The 18024-nt window shown below is 75.2% G+C and carries 17 protein-coding genes; 2 read left to right on the top strand and 15 right to left on the bottom strand.

The genetic code is table 11. The features are described from left to right. Nucleotides 1-98: 98 nt before the first annotated feature. Together FHX44_RS21230 and eccCa are read right to left on the bottom strand one after the other, a co-directional pair. Nucleotides 99-1433, bottom strand: a complete 1335-nt coding sequence (locus tag FHX44_RS21230) for a type VII secretion-associated protein (protein WP_147257397.1) — start codon at nt 1431-1433, stop codon at nt 99-101. After that, nucleotides 1433-5272: a type VII secretion protein EccCa gene (eccCa, locus tag FHX44_RS21225; protein ID WP_147257396.1), complete on the bottom strand. Its 3840-nt coding sequence runs from the start codon at nt 5270-5272 to the stop codon at nt 1433-1435. The genes FHX44_RS21230 and eccCa overlap by 1 nt, the downstream gene beginning before the upstream one ends. Nucleotides 5273-5409: 137 nt before the next feature. On the opposite strand from eccCa, the gene eccD reads away from it, so the two are divergent. Both eccD and mycP read left to right on the top strand, forming a co-directional pair. Further along, a complete protein-coding gene (eccD, locus tag FHX44_RS21220) occupies nt 5410-6792 on the top strand; it encodes a type VII secretion integral membrane protein EccD (RefSeq protein WP_170308974.1) in 1383 nt (460 codons plus the stop codon). Between the two features lie 107 nt (nt 6793-6899). Further along, nucleotides 6900-8240 (top strand): type VII secretion-associated serine protease mycosin, encoded by a 1341-nt coding sequence (gene mycP, locus FHX44_RS21215; protein WP_170308973.1) that lies wholly within the window; start codon nt 6900-6902, stop codon nt 8238-8240. Nucleotides 8241-8371: 131 nt separating this feature from the next. Here mycP and eccB read toward each other — a convergent pair whose 3' ends face one another. The 13 genes from eccB to infA all read right to left on the bottom strand — a co-directional run bounded on the left by eccB (nt 8372) and on the right by infA (nt 17857). Beyond that, nucleotides 8372-9808 (bottom strand): type VII secretion protein EccB, encoded by a 1437-nt coding sequence (eccB, locus tag FHX44_RS21210; RefSeq protein ID WP_147257393.1) that lies wholly within the window; start codon nt 9806-9808, stop codon nt 8372-8374. A gap of 66 nt (nt 9809-9874) precedes the next feature. After that, nucleotides 9875-10819, bottom strand: a complete 945-nt coding sequence (locus FHX44_RS21205; RefSeq protein WP_147257392.1) for an isopenicillin N synthase family dioxygenase — start codon at nt 10817-10819, stop codon at nt 9875-9877. Then, complete coding sequence (locus tag FHX44_RS21200) at nt 10816-11271, bottom strand: nucleoside deaminase (RefSeq protein ID WP_147257391.1); 456 nt, start codon at nt 11269-11271, stop codon at nt 10816-10818. Before FHX44_RS21200 ends, FHX44_RS21205 begins: the two co-directional genes overlap by 4 nt. A 5-nt stretch (nt 11272-11276) precedes the next feature. Beyond that, nucleotides 11277-12695, bottom strand: coding sequence for a purine-cytosine permease family protein (locus FHX44_RS21195; RefSeq protein WP_147257390.1), 1419 nt, complete (start codon nt 12693-12695; stop codon nt 11277-11279). Between the two features lie 51 nt (nt 12696-12746). Continuing rightward, entirely contained in the window at nt 12747-12995 is a 249-nt protein-coding gene (locus FHX44_RS21190) for a hypothetical protein (RefSeq protein WP_147257389.1), read from the bottom strand. A 167-nt stretch (nt 12996-13162) separates the two neighbouring features. Next, the gene (gene truA / locus FHX44_RS21185) at nt 13163-13942 is read right to left on the bottom strand and encodes a tRNA pseudouridine(38-40) synthase TruA (protein WP_246170981.1); all 780 of its coding nucleotides are present in this window, start codon (nt 13940-13942) and stop codon (nt 13163-13165) included. Between the two features lie 92 nt (nt 13943-14034). Continuing rightward, nucleotides 14035-14769, bottom strand: a complete 735-nt coding sequence (rplQ, locus tag FHX44_RS21180; protein ID WP_147257387.1) for a 50S ribosomal protein L17, sunset domain variant — start codon at nt 14767-14769, stop codon at nt 14035-14037. Between the two features lie 2 nt (nt 14770-14771). Further along, nucleotides 14772-15818 carry a DNA-directed RNA polymerase subunit alpha gene (locus tag FHX44_RS21175; protein ID WP_147257386.1) on the bottom strand — a complete coding sequence of 349 codons (1047 nt, stop codon included), beginning with the start codon at nt 15816-15818 and terminating at the stop codon, nt 14772-14774. Between the two features lie 106 nt (nt 15819-15924). Next, nucleotides 15925-16530: a 30S ribosomal protein S4 gene (rpsD, locus tag FHX44_RS21170; protein ID WP_147257385.1), complete on the bottom strand. Its 606-nt coding sequence runs from the start codon at nt 16528-16530 to the stop codon at nt 15925-15927. Between the two features lie 19 nt (nt 16531-16549). Continuing rightward, nucleotides 16550-16957 carry a 30S ribosomal protein S11 gene (gene rpsK / locus FHX44_RS21165; RefSeq protein ID WP_147257384.1) on the bottom strand — a complete coding sequence of 136 codons (408 nt, stop codon included), beginning with the start codon at nt 16955-16957 and terminating at the stop codon, nt 16550-16552. Next, nucleotides 16957-17337, bottom strand: coding sequence for a 30S ribosomal protein S13 (gene rpsM, locus FHX44_RS21160; RefSeq protein WP_147257383.1), 381 nt, complete (start codon nt 17335-17337; stop codon nt 16957-16959). Before rpsM ends, rpsK begins: the two co-directional genes overlap by 1 nt. Nucleotides 17338-17493: 156 nt before the next feature. Beyond that, entirely contained in the window at nt 17494-17607 is a 114-nt protein-coding gene (gene rpmJ, locus FHX44_RS21155) for a 50S ribosomal protein L36 (RefSeq protein WP_010148647.1), read from the bottom strand. Nucleotides 17608-17635: 28 nt separating this feature from the next. Beyond that, complete coding sequence (gene infA, locus FHX44_RS21150; protein WP_028929190.1) at nt 17636-17857, bottom strand: translation initiation factor IF-1; 222 nt, start codon at nt 17855-17857, stop codon at nt 17636-17638. Nucleotides 17858-18024 lie beyond the last annotated feature (167 nt).

Raw genomic sequence — 18024 nt, 5'->3', positions numbered from 1 at the left:
CCGTCACGCTCGCACCGACACCCGCTCCGCCGGGGCGGAATGCGGCGGATCGTTCGCAGCTGTGAACGCTCGGAGCGAGGCGGAGGCCGCTGGTCCCCTCAGCCGGCGCGAACCGACGCCACGACGACGGCGCACGCCGCCCGCACCGCCTCCGCACCCGCGGGCGTGTGCCGGCAGCCGACGCTGAGCTGCGCGTCACGGTCGAGCACGACGTACCAGTCGACGACGGTTCCGCCCGGATCCTCCTGCCGGTACGCGGTGACCTGCCGCCCGGCGAAGTGCCCGGCCGGGTCGTAACCGGAGAACGCGGAGCCCTCCCGCAGCGCGGCGTCGTACGCGGCGCGCAGCTCGGCCCGCGCCCGCTGCGGCTCGGCGGCCGTGTCGTAGCCGAGCGGGGAGCGCTCGACGGCGATCAGGTCGCTGCCCTCGGGCGCGGCGACCGGGGTGAGCAGAACCCTGCGCCGCTCGGGGAGCCCGCCGGTGTGCTCCCAGCCCGCGGGCACGTCGAGCCGGTAGCCGTACTGCACGAGGGCACCCGCCGGCACGGCCTCGGCGCCGGGCGGCACCAAGAGCCACCCGAGCAGGAGCAACGAGGCGAGTCCAACAGCAGCAGCAACCCCCAGAAGCGCCCCCCGCAGGGCCCGCCTCGGACGAGCAGGCAGCCGCGGCAGGTAGGGCCCAGCTTGGAGCCGTACTGCTGTTTCCGGGCGCTCGAGAGAGCAGTGGGGCTCCAAGGTGCGTTCCAGGGCGCCCAGGACCGCGGCCGCCTCCGGGCGTGGAGGCACCTCGGCCTGCGTGAGGCCTGACTCGTCGACCACGCGGGCCAGCAGCGGGGTACGGGCCACCCCGCCGATCAGCACGACGCGGGGAGCGCCCGACACCACCTCGCGCAGCGCCGCCACCGCGGCCGTCAGCGGCTCGGCGAGCAACGGCCGCACCTGCGCGGCTTCGACGCCGTCGACGGCCGGGAGCAGCGACAGCGCCTCCCGCACCGCCCGGGCCGCCGCCGGGTCGCGGCCGGTGTGCGCGGCCACCAGCTCGTCGAGGAGCCGCCCGCCCACCTCCCCGGCGGCAACGGCCCGGACGCGGCCGGCCGCGTCCAGCCGGGTGGCCTCCGTCGTGGACGCGCCGACGTCGAGCACGGCCACCTCGCCCTCGCCTGCGGCTGCGAGCGGGGCGGGCACGGTGCGCACCGCGGCGGCGAGCCCGGCGCAGTCCCGGGCCCACTGCGCGGCGCGTTCGGGCGGCCACCGCGCGGGGTGGACGAGCACCAGCTCCCGCGGAGGCGGGCCGACCAGGTCGGCGAGCAGCGCGGCGACCCCGGGCCCCGAGGCGGGCAGCTCGGCGATCAGCCACGGCGCGCCGTCGTCCCCCGCGCCCGCGATCCGGACGAAGCCGGCGCCTTCCTGGACGGCGACGCGCACGGGGCGCACTAGGCGTCCTCGTCCGGCGGCAGCCACGCGAGCTGGACGCGGCGGGTGTTGCGGCGCCGGTCGACCAGCACCCCGCGCCCCGGCGGCTCGGACGCGGGCTTGGCCGTGCCGAGCAGGGCGCCCTCGTCGGGGCTGCCGTTCATGACGAGGCCCGGAACGGCGAGCTCGCGCAGCCGCCCGAGCACGGGGTCGTACAGGGCCCGCGCGGCCCCGCCGCAGCGCCGGGCGACGACGAGGTGCAGCCCGACGTCCTTGGCCTGCGCGAGGAACTCGACGAGCGGGAGCAGCGGGTTCGCCGAGCCGCCGCCGGGAGCGACGAGGTCGTAGTCGTCGACGAGGACGTACACGTCGGGCCCGGTCCACCAGCTGCGTTCCCTCAGCTCGCGTGGGGTGACGCCGGGGCCGGGCAGCCGCCTGCGCAGCGAGTCGGCCACGTCGCGGGCGGCCGACGCCGTGGCGTCGGCGGTGCTGGTGTAGCCGATCAGGTGGGAGTCCGGGACCGCGCCGAGGAGGGTGCGCCGGTGGTCGACCACCACGATGCGCGCCTCCTCCGGTGGGAAGGCCGTCACGACGCCGTGCGCGACCAGCCGCAGCAGCGCGGTCTTGCCGCTCTCGGCGTCGGCGAAGCACAGCAGGTGGGGGTCGGCGGCGGGGTCGAGCACGACCCGCGCGAGCCGCTCCTCGTCGACCCCGAGCGGGATCCCGGCGGCACCCGGCGGCAGCCGGTCGAGGTCGATGCGGTCGGGCAGCAGGCGCACCGGGGCGAATCCCGGGCCCGGCCGGGCGGCGCCGATCTCGGCCACGAGGCCCGGGAGGTCGCCGGTGGAGGTCCGGGGCGCCGCGACGACGGCGGGGGCGCCGTCGGCCGCGAGCCCGTGCCCCGGGCGGGCGGGCACGCCCGCGGCCCGGCGCCGGTCGACCTCGGACTCCGTCGGCTCCCCCAGCCGCAGCTCGATCCGCCCGCCGACGAGGTCCTTCAGCGCGGGCCGCAGCTCGCTCCACCGGTTGGCCGACAGCGCGAGGTGCAGCCCGTAGGACAGGCCCTGCGCGGCCAGCGGCAGCAGCCGTGCCTCCAGGTCGTCGAACTCGCCCCGCAGGACGAGGTACCCGTCGACGACGAGCAGGACGTCGGTGGCCGGTTCGTCGGGGAACGCGCCAGCGGCCCGGCGGGCCCTGAAGTCCTCGACCGACGCGATCCCGTGCTCGCGGAAGAGCTGCTCGCGCCGCGCGAGCACGGCCGCGAACTCGGCGACGACCCGGCGCACGAGGTCCGGCTGCTGCCGGTCGGCCACGGTGCCGACGTGGGGGAGCCCGGCCAGCGCGCCCAGCGCGCCGCCGCCGAAGTCGAGGACGTGCACGCCGAGCTCGGCGGGCGTGCTGGTGAGCGCCAGCCCCAGCACGGCGGTGGCGAGCACCGAGGACTTGCCGCTGCGCGGGGCGCCGACCACGGCGAAGTGCCCGGATCCACCGGCCAGGTCGACGACGAGCGCGTCGCGGCGCTGCTGGTAGGGCCGGTCGACGAGCCCGACGGCCACCCGCAGCGGGCCGGCAGCCAGCCCGGCCACCTCGTCCAGCGGCGGCGGGTCGCCCAGCGGGGGAAGCCAGACCTGGTGGGCAGGCGGGCCGGAGCCGGCCATCGCCGCGATGACGGCGTCGAGGACGGTGGGCCCCTCGTCGAGGTCCTCGTCGGGTGGTGTCGCCTGCTCGGACTCACGCACCGGTGCCACCCGGAACGGGTGTGCCCGCGGCCGCTGCGGCGCCGGGCCCGCCGAGCGGGGCGCCGTGTCCGGGCCCGACACGTACGCCGAGCGGAACCGCACGAGCTCGCCGGTGCCGGTGGCGAGGAACGCCGACCCGGGCGCGGACGGCAACTGGTGCGCGTCCGGCACGCCGAGGACGGCCCGCGACTCCGCTGCGGAGAACGTGCGCAGCGCGATCCGGTAGGACAGGTGCGACTCGAGCCCGCGCAGCCTGCCCTCGTCGAGGCGCTGCGAGGCCAGCAGCAGGTGCAGCCCGAGCGAGCGCCCGAGACGGCCGATCGTGACGAGCAGGTCGATCAGTTCCGGCCGCTGCGCGAGCAGCTCGGAGAACTCGTCGACCACGACGAACAGGGCCGGCAGCGGCGGCAGGTCGGCGCCGGAGCGCCGGGCCGCGGCGTACTCGGTGACCCCGACGAGGTTGCCCGCCGCCCGCAGCAGCTCCTGCCGGCGCGTGATCTCGCCTGCGAGCGCGTCGGCCATGCGGTCGACGAGGCCGATCTCGTCGGCGAGGTTCGTGATCACCGCGGAGACGTGCGGGAGACCGGCGAGCCCGAGGAACGTGGCGCCGCCCTTGAAGTCGACGAGGACGAGGTTGAGCTCCTCGGATGAGTGGGTGGCGGCCAGTCCGAGCACGAGCGTGCGGAGCAGCTCGCTCTTGCCCGAACCGGTGGCGCCGACGCAGAGCCCGTGCGGGCCGCTGCCGCCCAGCGCCGCCTCCTTGAGGTCGAGGGTGACCGCGCCGCCGCTCTCGTCGATGCCGATCGGCACGCGCAGCCGGTCGGCCTCCGAGCGCGCCCAGCGGGCCCGCAGCGCGGCGATCCCGGCCGGGCCGGGCGCGAGGCCGAGGAGCGCGCGCAGCCCGGGCGGTGCCGCCGTGGCCGCGTCTCCGGCCGTCGTGACGTCCGCCGCGCGGTGGCGCGCCAGCCTGCGGGCCAGCGCCGCGGCCTCCGCAACCGTGAGCCCGTCGGGGCGCCCGATCACGACGGGCTGCTCGTCGCCACCGCCCCGCAGCAGGAGGTCCGGCGCGACCTGCAGCCGCACCACCGACGGGGCCGGGCGCCTGCCCGTGGGGGCTCCGACCCGCAGCACGGAGACGCCGGCGACCCCGGACCACGCCCCCGGCCCCTCGGCGACGTCGTCGACGACCACCAGCAGGTGCGGCTCGCCGATGCCCGGGCCGGGTGGGCGGCCTGCGAGCTCGGCGAGCCACCAGTGCCGCACGTCGTCGGCGTCCGCCGTGATCATCCGCACCGGGCCGACCAGGTCGTGACGACGCGGGTGCCCGGCGTGCGGGAGCCACTTCACCCACTCCCACTCGTGGGCCAGCGATGGCGGCGCCACGACCGCGAGCAGCGCGTCGGCGGGTGCGTGCCAGAGCGCGTACTGGACGACGGCGGCGCGGGCCAGCGCACGCACGCGGTCCATCCCGGCACCACCCGCCGGTTCCAGCCACACGATGCCGCTCGCCCGCAGCGACAACGCGACCGGCAGGTCCGGCACGACCGCGTGGCTCAGCAGGAACCGGCGCAGCGCGAGCGCGGCGACCGGTTCGAGGCCGTCGACCGGCCCGGTCTGCGGCGGCACCAGCCGGGTGGCGAGGCGCTGGGCGCCCCGCCCGACGCGGACGTGGGCGAAATCGGGGTCGGCGGGCCGCCGCTCCCACATCCGGCCCGCCCGCAACACGGCAGGCCACGCGGAGGGCTCGGGGTGCGACCACTCCAGCGCCGCCCGCTGCTCGGCAGCGATCCGCCGCACCCGGTCCCGGAGCACGGACAGGTACCGCAGGTAGTCGCGGCGGTCCTCGTCGATGTCGGCCGTGCGGCTGCCACCGCCGCGCCCGCTGCCGGTGAGCAGCATGCCGAGCGAGGAGATCGCGAACATGCCGCCGAAGAGCCACGACGTCGGATCCCGCACGCCGAGCACGGCGATGAAGCCCACCGACCCGACCAGCATGGCCAGCGGCAGCATCCGCTGCAGCACACCCGCCGGGATGATCCGCTCCGGCTCCGGCGGCGGTTCGAGCGTGAGCTCGCCGCCCGGCATCCTGGGTGGTGCGGGCCGCGATCTACCGGTGCTCATGTTCGGACTCCACGAGTTCTGCGAATCGGCCCCGCCGGGCCACGAGCGCTGCGATGCTAGGCAGCCGACGGGGAGCGCCGGGGCCGTTTGGCAGAACTCGTCCGGCCGGCATCCCGCGGAGGGGACCAGGGACCAGCATGCTCACCGCAGGTCAGGAGGCGGCGTACCGCGCGCCCTACTGCCGCCTCACGGTGCTCGCTCCACGGGCGGCGGTGGACGTCGCGCTGCCCGCGGACGTGCCGGTGGCCGAGCTGGTCCCGATGATGCTCGACCTGGTCGGCGAGCCCCAGTTCGGTGTCCGCCCGGTGCCGTGGCGGCTCACCGGTGCGGCGGGCGCGCCGCTCCCGCCGGGAGCGTCCCTCGCCGAGCTCGGCGTGCCCGACGGCGAGCTGCTGCGGCTCGCGCCGGACCTGCCGCCACCACCCCCACCGGTGTTCGACGACCCCGTCGACGCGCTCGCCTCCCGCGCGGGCGGCACGGGGCCCGACGACCGGCGGTTCCCCGCGGCGGCGGTGTTGCTGGTGGTCGTGGCCGCAGCGGTGCTGCTCGCCGTCGGCTCCCCCGACACCGCGGTGCTGCGCGCGGTCGCCGCCACGCTCGCGGCAGGGGCGGCGGTGGGTCTGGCGGCCCGGTCGGCGCGCGTGGAGCCGGAGGCCCACACCCTGCTCGCGGGGCGCACCGCAGCACTCGCGGCAGTTCCGTTCGCCGCCGCGGCCGGCTGGGCCGCGCTGCCCGGTTCCTCCGCCGCCGCGCAGCTGCTGCTCGCCACGGCGGCCGCCGGCACGGTCGCGGCGGCCGCCCAGATCGCGCTCCGCGTCGTGTCGCCGGTGCTCGTCGCCGCAGTGGTGGCCGCCGTGCCCGTGGGGCTCGGTGCCGTCGCCGTGTTGCGCCTGGAGAGCCCGCTGTCGTCCGTCGCGGCGGCGGTGGGGGCGTTCGCCGTGGCCGTCGGGCCGCTGCTGCCCCGGATCGCGCTCCGGTTGGCCGGGCTGCCCCGCCCGGTGGTGCCCGCCGACGGCTCCGAGCTCGTCGAGGCCGACCGCGGCCCCGACGTCCTGCCACCCGACGAGTTCGCCGAACGCTCCGACCTCGCCCGCGGCTACCTCGCCGGGCTCGCGGGCGGGTGCGCCGCCGTGGCCGTGGCGGGAGCGCTCCCGGCTGCGGCCGCGGGTGGCTGGGCCGGGCCGGCACTGGCCTGCGTGATCATCGCTGTGCTCGCACTGCGGGCCCGCGGCTTCGCCGATCCCGCGCCGTCACGCACGCTGCTCGGCTGCGCGGTCGTCGGCCTGGCCGGGCTCGCGATCCTCACGGCCGCCCGGCCCGAGCCGATTCCGCGGCTCGTGGCGGTCGGCGTCCTGCTCGTGGTGGCCGGGGTGGGCCTCGTCGCCATCGGCCGGAGCAGCCCCGCCGGGTCCCCGGTGGCGCGGCGGGCGGTCGACCTGCTCGACGTGGTCCTCGTCGCGGCGGCCGTGCCGCTCGCCCTGGCGGCCATGGACCTCTTCCGGCTCGTCCGCGGGCTGTGAGCGTGCCGATGCCCGCTCCGGTACCGGGGTCCGCCCCTGGACGGCGCTCGGGCGCATCCCGCAGCGGCAACCGGCGGTTGGGCGTCGGGTTGGCAGCGGCGGCCCTCGTGGGTCTCGCGCCCGCGATCGCCGTCCCTGACGCTCCCCGGGTCACCGCCGTGGTCGCGCCGGCGGCGGCCGTGACCCAGCCCGTGCCACCCGGGATCACCGGTGACCTCGCACCGCCCCCGCCACCGCGCGTCTCGGTGGCGCCACCTCGGGGGCAGCAGCCGGGCCCGGCACCCGGGATCCGGGCGGCCGCACGTTGCGCGCCACCCCGCGCCGACGCACCGGGCGTACCGTCCGGTCCGGGCAGCGTCTCCGCGCGGCTGCGCCTCGCCGACGTGCATCAGCTCGCCACCGGGCGTGGCCAGGTGATCGCCGTGATCGACACCGGGATCGCGCCGCACCCGCTGCTGGGTTCCCGGTTGCGCGGGGGCGGCGACTACCTCACCGGCGGCGACGGCCTCGACGACTGCGACGGCCACGGCACGGCCGTCGCCGGGCTGCTCGCCGCCGGGCCCGTCCGCGGGGAGCGCTCCACCACGCCGGTCGGGATCGCCCCGCAGGCACAGCTGCTCGCGATCCGCCAGTCCAGCCCCTCGTTCGACGTCCCCGCGCCCGACGGCGGCCGCCGCGCGGCGGGCGACACCGCCACCCTCGCCGAGGCGGTGGCGCTGGCCGTCCGCTCGGGCGCGGACGTCGTCAACATCTCCGAGGCCGTCTGCCTGCCCGCGGCGCGCGCGGCCGCGGCGGGCGCTGCGCTGCAGGCGGCGTTGCGGGCCGCCACCGCCGCGGACGTCGTTGTGGTCGCCGCAGCGGGCAACGTGGGTTCGGGCGGCTGCACGGCGAACGGCCGGGGGCAGGTCGCGCTCCCCGGCTGGTACGACGCCGACGTGCTGACCGTCGGCGCGGTCGGCCCGGACGACACCCCGGCCCCGTTCACGATGCCCGGTCCGTGGGTCGACGTGGCGGCGCCCGGCACCGGGCTGCGCTCGCTCGCCGTCGGCGGCGGCACAACCGGCGGCCTGGACGGCACCAGCTTCGCGGCGCCGTGGGTCGCGGGGCTCGCCGCGCTGGTCCGCGAGCGGTTCCCCGAGCTCACGTCGACCGAGGTCGTGGACCGCATCGTGGCCACCGCTCGCCGGGCACCCGACGGTGCCGGCGCGCTGGGGCGCGGTGTGGTGGATCCCGTCGCCGCGCTCACCACGCTGCCGGCGCGCCTCACCGCCGGCCCGGAGCAGCTGGCGAACGCCGCGGCGCTGGTGGCCGAGCTCCCCGGCACCCGGCCGGCGCCGGCCGAGCCCCCTGCGCCCGACCGCCCCCTCGACCTACTGGCCGCCGCGGTCCTGCTGGCCGCGGCGGGCGTCTCGGTGGCGGTGCTCCGCCGCCGCCCGAGGCGCGGGTAGCGCCCTCGCCCCATCCCGACGAACGGCCCTGTTGTGCCACCGAGGGCTGCGCGCTTGCTTCGCGGCGCGCGCAGCCCTCGGACATGCATGGCGTCGGATACACACCGACGAACGCGCCGTTCGTCGGATGGCTACGGGGCCGGGAGCACGTCGACCACCTGCCCCGCAGCGGCCAGGTCCAGGGTCGGCCCGGTCGGCAGCAGACGCAGGACCGCCTCGGGAGCGGGTTCGGTGGCTGTGACGCCCAGCGCGGCGGCGGTGGCATCGTCGGCGACGGCGTGGGCCACGCCGCTGCCGGACACCAGCCACAGCGGCCCCGTGCTCGGTTCCCGGCCGGGCCCGGTGCCGCGGACGGCCCCGCCCGGCCCGACGGCCACCGCGTCGACCCGGTCGCCGGGCCCGTCGGACTGGGCGAGCTGCACGGGGGCCGGGCCCGCGAGGGGCGGCGCCGCGCCCGTCCAGACGGTGCCGTCCGGGTCGCCACCCGCGGCCCACGTCCAGCAGAGCACCGGTGCCTCCGCGGCCTCCGTCAGCCGCGGGGCGACGTCGGGCCAACCGCCGACGGGCAGCTCGTCGACGACGGCCGCGCCGGCCAGCTCCGCGGCACCCACCGGCTGCGGCTCGCGCGCCCCCGAGGCCGCCCCCAGCAGCTCGGCCAGCACCGCGGGCACCTCCTGCACCCCGCCCGCGAGCACCACGTAGTGCTGCGGGGCGGCGCCCGGCGGGCGGGCGACGAGCACGTCGCCGATCCGGCCCGGCAGCCCGTCCGGCGCCCGCCTGCCCCGCCCCGGCACCGCCGGGTTGACCAGCGGCGGTCCCTCGGGCAGCAACGACAGCAGGGCCGGTGTCACCGGCCGCGGCACCCGGCCGGTGATCCCCAGCGCCGCGGCGAGCCGCCCGTCCTCGGCGGCGACGCGGTGCCGCCGGCCCGCCATGACGAGCCACGTGGTGTCGTCCGCGTCGAGCAGCACCCCGGCATCGGCAGGGGGCGGCGGGAGCGGCGGGGCACCGCCGATCACCGTGGTGCCGGCGAGCGCACCCTCGGGCGTGACGGAGTCGCAGACGGCCCAGCCGGGCGCCACCGGCGGCCCGTCGGGACGCACCGCCAGCGCGCCGGGGACGGCGGCAGCGGGCGTGCGCGGGGCGCCGTCGAGGAGGGCGTCCGGGACCGGGACGGGCGTGGCCGCTGCCGGGTCGGCGTCGGTGCTCCCACCGGCCCGCAGGGCGGCGAGCACGAGCCGCGCGGCCGGCAGGTTCGCCACCGGGACCAGCCGGTCCGGGCCGTGGGCCACCGCGTACATGGCACCGGAGCTCGCGCCGACGACCACGGCCTGGCGCGTCCAGTCCGGCTGCGGCGACACCGCCGCGAGCACCGCGGCCCCGCACAGACCGAGCAGCCCGAGCACGACGCCGACCAGCGCGGCGCGCCGCTGGGACCGGATCTGCTCGTGCAGCGGCACCGGGTCGCCGCGCACCAGCGCCGCCTCGAGCCGCCGCAGGCCGAACCGGTAGGCGTCGGCCTGGTCACGAGTGGCCGGTGCCGGCACGGCGGTCGCTCGGCGGGACACGGCCCGACGTTAGCGGCGGTGCCCCGTCCGGCGGGGGCGTTCGGAGGAATCCGGCGACGGCCGCGCTCAGCCGACCGAGATGGCGTCCAGCCGCTCCCGCAGGAACGGTGCGGACACGACCGGCTCCAGGTCGGCCCGCCGCCCCAGCGGCGGCGCGAGCGGCGTGACCAGCGCGTCGTGGTCGAGCTCGAAGAAGAACACGAGCGAGACGAGCTCCTCGTCCGGAGCGTCCGCCTGGGGCGGGAGCACCCGGTGCCGGCCGGAGCGCCAGCGCAGCCCGGTCCAGTGGGCGAGGAGGTCGCCGATGTTGACGGTGAACGCGGCCGGGTCGTACGGGGCGTCGGACCAACCCGCGCCGTCGACGTCGACCTGCAGCCCGCCGGCGCCCGGCTCGCGGTCGAGCACGGTGACCGTGCCGAAGTCGGTGTGGGCGCCGATCCGGAACTGGCCGGGCGCAGGCTCACCGACCTCCCTGAGCGGTGGGTACCGGTTGATGTTGAACGTCCAGGTCGGGTTCTTCGCGAGCGCGGTCAAGGCGTCGCGCTGCAGGCCGAGCGCGTCGGCGCACAGCTCCAGCAGCTCCAGCGACACCGTGGTCATCGCCGCGACGTAGCGGCCGACCGCCTCCTGCAGTTCCGGCACCTCGGCGGGCCACACGTTCGGCGGGAACCACACGGCGTCGACCTCGGGATCCCCGGTGGGGGTGTCCGGCCCCACCGCGAACGACTCCTTGAGGTCCGGCGGGGTCTCCACGCCCTCGACGTTGCCGTTGGCCTCCACGCCCGGCGCGAGCCAACCCCGCCCGCCGATCCGCACGGAGTACTTCTGCTTGACCTCGGTGGGCAGGGCGAAGAACCGCCGCGCGGCGGCCCGTACGTCCGCGCGCAGGGCGTCGTCCACACCGTGCCCGGCCGCCAGCAGGAAGCCGGCCCGCTGCAGCGCGGTGTCCACGGTCGGGCCGATGGTCGGGTCGCCCTCGCGCCAGGCCGCCAGGTCGATCGTGGGAATCATGAAGTGACCTCTCCGATGTCCTCGTACCAGAGCTCGGGGCGTGCGGCGATGAAGTCGGTCATGAGGGCGACGCAGCGCTCGTCGTCGAGCAGCGTGATCCCGACGCCGTGCTCGGCGAGCCAGTCGTGCCCGCCCGAGAACGTCCGCGCCTCGCCGATCACCACCGCGCCGATCCCGAACTGGCGCACGAGCCCCGAGCAGTACCAGCACGGGGAGAGCGTGGTGACCATGATCGTGCTGCGGTAGTCCCGCTGCCGGCCTGCGGCCCGGAAGGCCGCCGTCTCCGCGTGCATCGACGGGTCGCCGTCCTGCACGCGCCGGTTGTGCCCGCGGCCGAGCAGGGTGCCGTCGGCGGCGAACAGGGCGGCCCCGATCGGGATGCCGCCCTCGTCGAGGCCGGTCTTCGCCTCGTCGAGCGCGACGTCGAGCAACGCAGCAGGGTCGAGAGCCACGGACGTCACTCTGCGGTCCCCGGGGTGTGCGCCGCAAGCCGCGGGTACAGCAGCGCGTACACCGCGGCCGCCAGCACGAAGCCGACGACGAACGTCACGTCGCCCACGCCGGGCACGAGCGCCGGCACCAGGCCGGTGAACAGCGCCTGGTTGGAGAACAGGGGTACCGAGACCACGATGCCCGCCAGCAGCGCGACGACGCCCGCGTGGTTGCGGTAGCCGCGGTCGTAGAGCATCCCGACCGACACCCCGTCGCGGCGCAGGTACTGGTCGGTGAGCACCACGCCCAGCCACGGCCCGATCCAGTAGACGATGACGAGCAGGAACGCCTCGTAGCTGTGCGCGGCATCGGCGAGCGCGATCAGGGCGATCACGAAACCGACCACGCCGAACGCGAGCGCCACCACGGCGCGCGCCCAGCGCAGCGGCACGTCCACGCCGAGGCTGAGGAACGCCATCGCGCCCGAGTAGACGTTCAGCACGTTGGCGGCCACGGCACCGAGCGCGATCGCCAGCAGGGTGAGCGCGGCGAGCGCGCCGGGCAGCACGCCGACGAACGCGGTGGTGGGGTTGTCCGACGCCGCCCCGACCGCCGCGGTGGCGCTGACCGACGCGGCACCCACGATCATCAGCACGCTCGTGGAGCCGAAGAGCCCCAGCCCGGCGGCGAGCCCCGTGCGCAGCGGCGGGGAATCGGCGGGCAGGTAGCGCGCGTAGTCGGCCGCGTACGGGCTCCAGCCGGCCGTGTAGCCGACAACCGCCCCGACGGTGAGCAGGAACCCGCCGACGCCGCCCGCACCGCCGTCCACCGGGACGTAGCCCGGGTCGGTGTGGGCGAGCACGATCACCGCGCCGATCGCGAACACGATGGCGAGCACCGGGAACGCGAACCGTTCGAACGCCTGCACGAGGTTGTGCCCGAAGAAGGCGACACCGATCTGCACCAGCACGACGACCACCAGCCAGGCCGCGGCCGGCAGGTCCGTGAGCGACGCCAGCGCGAACGCGGCGCTGACGCTGTTGACGGCGAACCAGCCGAAGCCGGACGTGATCGTCATCAACGCGGAGGGCAGGGCGTTGCCGCGGTAGCCGAACGCCGCCCTGCCGAGCACCATCTGCGGCACCCCGACCGACGGCGCTCGCGCCGACAGCGTCCCGTGGGCGAGTGCGGAGATCCCGTTGCCGAGCAGGATGGCCGCGACGGCCTGCGGGAACGTCAGCCCGAACGCCGACACGGACAGGACACCGACGAAGACCGTGGCGAACTCGAGGTTCGGCGACGTCCACGTCCAGAACAGCTGGCGGGGCCTGCCGTGCCGCTCGGCGGCGGGGATCGGCTCGTTCCCACCCGGCTCGACGGCCGCCACCCGATCGCCGTAGTGGCGGTCGGCGGCGGTGGCAGCGGGTGATTGCTCGGCGGTCACCGCATCACTCTCAACCGCGTACGCCGCCCGGGCAACTGCCCGGCGCAGTCGTTAACCGCGATGTTCGTTCACACGCACGACCGTCAGGTCGAGGGCCCGCAGGATCGCCTGCATCTGCTCGGCAGCGGGACGGCCCCGGCGCTCCCGCAACTGGCGAACGGCCTGGTCGAGCTGCTCCGTGGTGATCGTCCGCGCCGGAACGTGGTGCCCGGGACGGCGGCCGACGTCCAGGGAGACGCCCCTGCAGTCGGCGGCGGTGCGGTCCGGGTTACCCAGCCGGACGTCAGGCGTCGTCGTCAAGGCGTCTCCGTTCGTGGCGCGCAACGGGTGAGGCTCGATCCATCGGGTGAACAACCGAGCCGGCGTCACGGTACGTGTTGTCCCTCTTGGTGGGAATTGCCGGGCAGGAAAATTCACGTACCACGCCGAGAGGAGCACCGAACGTAACCCGTTCGGCCTAGCGGTTCTCAGGCCGGAGGGACGCGCAGGCGCCGCGTCGCATGGGCCCGAGCGGCCAGCTCGGACGCGGGCGGGTAGTCCACCGCCACCAGGGTGAGCCCCTGTGCCGGCGCCACCGGCACCTCGCTCGCGCGCTCCGAGCGCAGCAGCAGATCCGCGGGCCATGCCACGGCACGCCTGCCGCGCCCGACGTCGAGCAGCGCGCCGACCAGGCTGCGCACCATCGAGTGGCAGAACGCGTCGGCCGCCACCGCGGCCTGCACCACCCCGTCGGCATCACGCGACCAGGTCAGCTCCTGCAACGCCCGCACCGTGGTGGCGCCCTCCCGCCGCTTGCAGAACGCGGCGAAGTCGTGCTCCCCCAGCAGCCCGTCCGAAGCCGCCTGCACGGCGTCGAGATCGAGCGGGTGCGGCCAGGAGAGCGTGTCGCGGGCGCGCAGCGGCTCGGCGCCGTACGGGGCCGTGGCGATCCGGTAGCGGTAGTGGCGGCGCAACGCGGAGAAGCGGGCATCGAACTCCTCGGGCACCTGCGAGACGGCCCGCACCCGCACGTCCGGCGGCAGCAGCCGGGCGAGCCTGCGCACCAGCCAGCCCGTGTCGAGGCGCGCCGCAATGTCGGCGTGGGCGACCTGACCGGTCGCGTGCACCCCGGCGTCGGTGCGACCGGCCACGGTCAGGGGCACGGGCTCCCGCAGGACGACGCCGAGCGCGTCCTCGAGCACCCCGCACACCGTGCGGCGGCCCGGCTGACGGGCCCATCCGGAGAAGTCGGTGCCGTCGTAGGAGATGTCGAGCCGGAAGCGCGAGCGCGGCGCCCGAGGAACGCCGTCGAGCCCGCCGTCCTGGTGGACGACGGGCTCGACGGGTTGTTCCTGCGTGATCAGGACTCCTCGGAGTCGCCGTCCTCACGCTGGGAGGCGGGCAGCTGGAAACCGGCGGCCTCGGCGGCCTCCGGCGTCGCGAACCAGACCTCGGCCACGGTGCGGTCGTAGTGCGCCGATCCGGGTACGTGGTACAGCTTCGAGTCCTCGTTGCCCTTGATCGGGAAGCCCTCCGGGGCCTCGGACGCGTCGGCGAGCGGGGCGTGGCTGCCCTCGCCGTACGGCGCGTCCTCGGTGGAGGCGCTCTCCTCGACCGTGTCGGCGGCGGTCTCCTCCGAAGCAGGCGTGGCCTCGTCGGCCGGCGCCGCGGCCTTCTCCTGCCGCTGCTGCTGCGAGGCCGCGACGCGGCGGGCGCGGTCGGCCTCGTCGGTGACGGTCTTCTGCGCGACCAGCTCGATCACCGCCATGGGGGCGTTGTCGCCCTTGCGCGGAAGCGTCTTGGTGATCCGCGTGTAGCCACCGTTGCGGTCGGAGAAGAACGGCCCGATCTCCTCGATGAGCCGGTGCACGACGTCCTTGCGCCGGATCACCTTGAGGATCTCGCGGCGGTTGTGCAGGTCGCCCCGCTTCGCCTTGGTGATCAGCCGCTCCGCGTACGGCCGGAGCCGGCGGGCCTTCGCCTCGGTGGTGGTGATCCGACCGTGCTCGAACAGCGCCGTGGCCAGGTTGGCCAGGATCAGCCGCTGGTGCGCGGGCGACCCGCCGAGACGGGGGCCCTTGGTGGGCTGAGGCATGGCTACAGCTGCTCCGTTTCTGCGTAGTCCTGACCGTCGTCCCCGAAGCGGTCGGGGTCGAACGCGGTGTCGGACCCGTACTCGACGGCGGCGGCCGACGGGTCGAATCCGGGCGGGCTGTCCTTCAGCGCCAGGCCGAGGCCGACGAGCTTCATCTTGACCTCGTCGATCGACTTCGCACCGAAGTTGCGGATGTCGAGCAGGTCGGCCTCGCTGCGGCCCACCAGCTCACCGACGGTGTGGATGCCCTCGCGCTTGAGGCAGTTGTAGGAGCGGACGGTGAGGTCCAGCTCCTCGATCGGCATCGCGAAGGCCGCGATGGTGTCGGCCTCCTGCGGCGACGGGCCGATCTCGATGCCCTCGGCGTCGACGTTGAGCTCGCGGGCGAGCCCGAACAGCTCCACGAGGGTCTTGCCGGCCGAGGCCAGCGCGTCCCGCGGGGTGATCGAGGGCTTGGTCTCCACGTCGAGCACCAGCTTGTCGAAGTCGGTGCGCTGCTCGACGCGGGTGGCCTCGACCTTGTAGGTGACCTTCATGACCGGCGAGTAGATCGAGTCGACCGGGATGCGGCCGATCTCGGCGCCGGTGGCCTTGTTCTGCATGGCCGGCACGTAGCCGCGGCCCCGCTCGACGACGAGCTCGACCTCGAGGCGGCCCTTGTCGTTCAGGGTGGCGATGTGCAGGTCCGGGTTGTGCACGGTGACACCGGCGGGCGGCACGATGTCGCCCGCGGTGACGGTACCGGGGCCCTGCTTGCGCAGGTACATGGTCACCGGCTCGTCCTCCTCGGAGCTGACGACGAGCTCCTTGAGGTTGAGGATGATGTCGGTGACGTCCTCCTTGACCCCGGGCACGGTGGTGAACTCGTGCAGGACGCCGTCGATGCGGATGCTCGTGACGGCGGCGCCGGGGATGGAGGAGAGCAGCGTGCGCCGGAGCGAGTTGCCCAGCGTGTAGCCGAAGCCCGGCTCCAGCGGCTCGATGACGAACCGGGAGCGGGTGTCGACGACCGTTTCCTCGGAAAGGGTGGGGCGCTGAGAGATCAGCATGTGTCGGTGCCTCCTAACACCCTGCGGCAACCGCTATTTGATGCCGCAGTGGACCCCCGGCCCCTCCTGCGGGGCCGGGGGTTTTCGAACTACCTACCCGAAGAGATCACTTCGAGTAGAGCTCGACGATCAGCTGCTCGTTGACCTGCGTGTCGATCTGGGCCCGCTCGGGGAGCTGGTGCACCAGGATCCGCAGGTTCGAGGGGACGACCTGCAGCCAGGCCGGGACCGGACGGTCGCCGAGGAGCTCCTTGGCGATGATGAACGGGTCCGTGGAGAGCGACTTGGGCCGCACGTCGATGACGTCGTACTGCGAGACGCGGTAGCTGGGGATGTCGACCTTCTGGCCGTTGACCACGAAGTGGCCGTGGCTCACCAGCTGCCGGGCCATGCGCCGGGTGCGGGCCAGACCCGCCCGGTACACGACGTTGTCGAGCCGGGACTCGAGGATCTGCAGCAGGTTGTCGCCGGTCTTGCCCTGGCGGCGGTTGGCTTCCTCGTAGTAGCGGCTGAACTGCTTCTCGAGCACGCCGTAGGCGAACTTCGCCTTCTGCTTCTCCTGCATCTGCAGGAGGTACTCGGTCTCCTTGATCCGGATCCGGCCGTGCTGGCCGGGCGGGTAGGGACGGCGCTCGAACGCCTGGTCGCCGCCGACGAGGTCGACCTTCAGCCGGCGGGACTTGCGGGTCATGGGGCCGGTGTAACGAGCCATGTCTGGTTACTCCCTTCCCCTAGACCCGGCGCCGCTTGGGCGGACGGCAGCCGTTGTGCGGCTGCGGGGTGACGTCGGAGATCGTGCCGACCTCGAGGCCGGCTGCCTGCAGCGAACGGATCGCGGTCTCCCGGCCGGAGCCGGGACCCTTCACGAACACGTCGACCTTCTTCATGCCGTGCTCGGCGGCCTTGCGGGCGGCGTTCTCGGCGGCCATCTGCGCCGCGAACGGCGTGGACTTGCGCGAGCCCTTGAAGCCGACGTGGCCCGCGGAGGCCCACGCGATCACGGCGCCGTTGGGGTCGGTGATCGAGACGATCGTGTTGTTGAACGTGCTCTTGATGTGGGCCTGGCCCACGGCGATGTTCTTCTTCTCCTTGCGGCGGACCTTCTTGGGCCCGGCCGCAGCGCGGCTGCGGGGCGGCATTACTTCTTACCTGCCTTCTTCTTGCCGGCCACGGTCTTCTTCGGACCCTTGCGGCTACGGGCGTTGGTCTTGGTGCGCTGGCCACGCACCGGCAGGCCCCGACGGTGCCGGATCCCCTGGTAGCAGCCGATCTCGATCTTGCGGCGGATGTCGGCCTGCACCTCGCGGCGCAGGTCGCCCTCGACGCGGTAGTTGTTCTCGATGTACTCGCGGAGGGCGGCGATGTCCTCGTCCGTGAGGTCGCGCGAGCGCAGGTCCGGGCTGATGCCGGTGGCCTGCAGGATCTCCTTGGACCGGGTGCGCCCGATCCCGTAGATGTAGGTCAGCGCGATCTCCATCCGCTTCTCGCGGGGGAGGTCGACGCCGGACAGGCGTGCCATGCGGCGGTGTTCTCCTCGGTGTTCGCCAGGTCTGCCCAGCGCCCGTCCCGGGCGGAGTTCCGCCCGGGCCCCGGCCTGGTTCCGGGGGTGGTGGCGCCCGTGTGGCGCGGTAGGCGCGCTGGGTTCCTCTTCTGGTGTGCCGCGGCTAGCGGGTGATCAGCCCTGGCGCTGCTTGTGGCGCAGGTTCTCGCAGATCACCATGACCCGCCCGTGACGGCGGATCACCTTGCACTTGTCGCAGATCTTCTTGACGCTCGGCTGGACCTTCACGTCCGTCGCTCTCTCGTTGGTCAGGTCGTCACTTGTAGCGGTAGACGATGCGGCCGCGGGTCAGGTCGTACGGCGACAGCTCGACCACGACCCGGTCCTCGGGGAGGATCCGGATGTAGTGCTGACGCATCTTGCCGCTGATGTGTGCGAGGACCCGGTGTCCGTTCTCCAGCTCCACGCGGAACATCGCGTTCGGCAGGGGCTCGACGACCCGGCCCTCGACCTCGATCGCCCCGTCCTTCTTGGCCATGTCCTCCGCGTTCCGTGACAGGTGGACGTACTCTTCGTTCGTGCTCGGGCACGTCGCTGCTCCGGGACCGTGAGGTGCGGGAGGCACGACGGAACCGGCGCCAGTAGGCGCGCCGAAAGACCAGTGTACGACCGTTGCGCGGGCTCCCGCACATGGGGTAGGCGCCG

It is taken from the genome of Pseudonocardia hierapolitana (genome assembly GCF_007994075.1).
In the GTDB taxonomy this organism is placed as follows: Bacteria; Actinomycetota; Actinomycetes; order Mycobacteriales; family Pseudonocardiaceae; genus Pseudonocardia; species Pseudonocardia hierapolitana.
This window is presented reverse-complemented; position numbering and strand designations above follow the sequence as displayed.

What these genes read in the sequence shown, in the direction of transcription:
- eccCa (WP_147257396.1), bottom strand. Translation starts at nt 5,272, where the DNA reads ATGAGCACCGGTAGATCGCGGCCCGCACCACCCAGGATGCCGGGCGGC.
- eccD (WP_170308974.1), top strand. Translation starts at nt 5,410, where the DNA reads ATGCTCACCGCAGGTCAGGAGGCGGCGTACCGCGCGCCCTACTGCCGC.
- FHX44_RS21205 (WP_147257392.1), bottom strand. Translation starts at nt 10,819, where the DNA reads ATGATTCCCACGATCGACCTGGCGGCCTGGCGCGAGGGCGACCCGACC.
- rplQ (WP_147257387.1), bottom strand. Translation starts at nt 14,769, where the DNA reads ATGCCTCAGCCCACCAAGGGCCCCCGTCTCGGCGGGTCGCCCGCGCAC.
- FHX44_RS21175 (WP_147257386.1), bottom strand. Translation starts at nt 15,818, where the DNA reads ATGCTGATCTCTCAGCGCCCCACCCTTTCCGAGGAAACGGTCGTCGAC.
- rpsD (WP_147257385.1), bottom strand. Translation starts at nt 16,530, where the DNA reads ATGGCTCGTTACACCGGCCCCATGACCCGCAAGTCCCGCCGGCTGAAG.
- rpsK (WP_147257384.1), bottom strand. Translation starts at nt 16,957, where the DNA reads ATGCCGCCCCGCAGCCGCGCTGCGGCCGGGCCCAAGAAGGTCCGCCGC.
- rpsM (WP_147257383.1), bottom strand. Translation starts at nt 17,337, where the DNA reads ATGGCACGCCTGTCCGGCGTCGACCTCCCCCGCGAGAAGCGGATGGAG.
- infA (WP_028929190.1), bottom strand. Translation starts at nt 17,857, where the DNA reads ATGGCCAAGAAGGACGGGGCGATCGAGGTCGAGGGCCGGGTCGTCGAG.